2 protein-coding genes are annotated in these 2,640 nt (G+C 36.4%); one reads left to right on the top strand and one right to left on the bottom strand.

Annotated elements, in window-relative coordinates:
* Positions 1-60: 60 nt before the first annotated feature.
* Positions 61-1,767 carry a glycoside hydrolase family 3 protein gene (locus WC622_RS17060; protein ID WP_372820893.1) on the bottom strand — a complete coding sequence of 569 codons (1,707 nt, stop codon included), beginning with the start codon at positions 1,765-1,767 and terminating at the stop codon, positions 61-63.
* A 293-nt stretch (positions 1,768-2,060) separates the two neighbouring features.
* On the opposite strand from WC622_RS17060, the gene WC622_RS17055 reads away from it, so the two are divergent.
* A partial coding sequence (locus tag WC622_RS17055; protein ID WP_372820892.1) for a porin family protein occupies positions 2,061-2,640 on the top strand: 580 nt, incomplete at its 3' end.

Genomic DNA, 2,640 nt, shown 5'->3' with positions numbered 1-2,640 from the left:
TCTTTAAAGATTGTCAAAGTGGTAATAATGGTGGTAATAGTGGTAATCAACCCGACCAGCCTAAAGCCCGTCTCCGTATTTAAAAAAGCTACTCGCCGTTACCGGTAATTTGCCTGTTGGTATAAGTTGGTTTTTTAATACCGAAGCTGCCGCCTTTTGCATAAACTCTTCTTTTTGGTAAGCAACTAATAATGCTTTTGCATTTTCTATACCTGGTATAGCTGCCAAATTATATGGGTTAGCAAAAAGCACAAATGCAGCATCTTTACTTGCCATATTAGTAACCATTGTTCTCAAGTCTGCATTTAATGGCATATTATTACCTGGACGAATACGCGTATCATGGATAGCGATGATCACTTGATCATCTGGTGTAATCTGCGATAATACCTTTGCGATGGCTGCTGCAGTTGCTGTTTTTTCTAAACTAAAAGAGATTGAATTTTTATAAACAGTAGCTAACTCCTTCTGGAACTTGCTGCTTTCTGCCAAACCAATATCGATCATAAAAGTTCTTTTACTTGGCGTTAAAGCCTGAATAAAATCTCTTCCTCTTAATAGGGTCATACTTGCATCCGCTAGTTGTTGCAATAAAACCTGGCTTTCGGCGCGATTAACACCTTCCCACACAAATTCTTGGTCCACTCTTGGTTTTACATTTAGCCCAGCCCAGTATTTCGCTGTTAAAATTTTCTTCACACTCTCATCAATCCTCTCCATTGTTAATCTTTGATCTTTGATTGCCTGACGAACCATCTTCACTGCCCTTTTGCTATTCTCAGAAAGTTCCAACACATCATTTCCTGCAATTATTCCCATGACATCAGCCTCCCCATCTTTAAAGTACTTCACTACACCTTTCATTCCCATTGCATCAGAAATAATAATTCCTTCAAATTTTGGCTGTTCCTTTAAGATGCCTGTTACAATTGGCTTTGACAAAGTAGAAGGCATATTTGGCGTAGGGTCTAATGCCGGAATATTCATATGGGCGATCATTACTCCCGCAGCGCCTTGCTTAATGAGCTCCTTAAAAGGATACATCTCTAAGCTATCTAAGCGTTCCTTTGTAAATTTAAGCTGAGGTAAATCATAGTGGGAATCCACATCTGTATCGCCATGTCCAGGATAATGTTTAATACTTACTAGCAAGCCACCGTCTTGCATACCTTTTAAGTATGCGCCGGCTTTTTCCGTTACGTTATACTTATTTTCTCCAAATGAACGATAATTAATTACCGGGTTTTTCGCGTTGTTATTTACATCCACGTCAGGTGCCAAATTCATATGCATACCAACGCGTTTAAAATCTTTCGCTACTTCCAAACCCATTTTATAAATAAGCTCTTTATTCTGAACTGCACCTAGCGCCATCTGATAAGGATAAGAAATAGTACTATCTAAACGCATTCCCAATCCCCATTCGCCATCGGACGCAATAAGAAGCGGTACTCTAGCTAATTTTTGATATTGATTCGTTAGAATTGCTTGTCTAACAGGACCACCTTGAAAAAAAACCAGGCCTCCAATTTTTTCCCTTTTTATTACTTTCCCTATTGAATCAGTAAATTTTTGACTCTTGTTTGTATACGCTGCAACAAAAAACATCTGCGCAATTCTTTGCTTTTTACTCAATTTTTTAAAAACAGAATCAACCCATTTAGGCTGCTGCTTTAATAAGTCAATATAAGAAGGTTGTTGGGCATCTACTGTTAAACTACTTAGTAAAAGCGCAACAATCGCATGTAAAAAAAGGGATTTCTTCATTAGGTCAAATATATTAATCCCCAATATTAGTTAAATTCTAGCTATTTCTACTTGTCGAGCTCATTGTTGTATTAAATTTGATACACTTTCATAAACCCAATCCGGGTCCTTATTTCTTTTTGCATTAATTGCCCAATTGCCAATAAGAGCTTCATTTTCAATTAAAAGCTCTAGGAATTTGATTTTTTTAGCAAAGCAAAGTGCGTCTTGGCACATTTATTCGATACCACAGTGAAATCTATTATTGAGAAAAATAGCCTAACTAAAGGTTCGGCTTTATAAAATTAAAAATTATGAAAAAAATATTTATCCTAGCGATCGCCTTGTTAACTACAGGAATTGCTAATGCACAATCGACAGACAAACCCATTAAATTCGGTATCAAAGCCGGTGCAAACTTCTCAAATATTATTAAAGATGATGGCGACAATGATTTTAAAACTGATTATCTAGTGGGTTACCATGCAGGTGTTACATTAGATATTAAGTTGTTGGAAAATCTTGCCTTCACACCAGAAGCTCTTTATTCAACTAAAGGTTATAAATCTACTTCATCTTTTGGAGAATTTACCCAGACTACCCACTTTATTGATATTCCGATCTTAGCGAGTATTAAATTAGGTGGCGGACTTAATTTAGTTGCTGGTCCGCAGGTATCATTCTTAATGTCTACAAAAAATACTTTCGAAACAGGTTTTGGTACTGCAGAACAAAAAATTGTAGAAGATGACTCAGATCGTTTTAAAAAGAGTTTAGTAGGTGGTTTAATTGGATTTAGATATGACTTTAGCAATAGAGTAGGTTTAAATGGCCGTTACTCATTAGACTTCCAGAAAAATAATGAAAACGGAAGTTCACAAACTCCTGAATTCA

This window comes from Pedobacter sp., from assembly GCF_041662865.1.
In the GTDB taxonomy this organism is placed as follows: domain Bacteria; phylum Bacteroidota; class Bacteroidia; order Sphingobacteriales; family Sphingobacteriaceae; genus Pedobacter.
The sequence above is the reverse complement of the archived record's forward strand: the minus strand, read 5'-3'. Positions and strand labels throughout refer to the sequence as shown.

What these genes read in the sequence shown, in the direction of transcription:
- WC622_RS17060 (WP_372820893.1), bottom strand. Translation starts at nt 1,767, where the DNA reads ATGAAGAAATCCCTTTTTTTACATGCGATTGTTGCGCTTTTACTAAGT.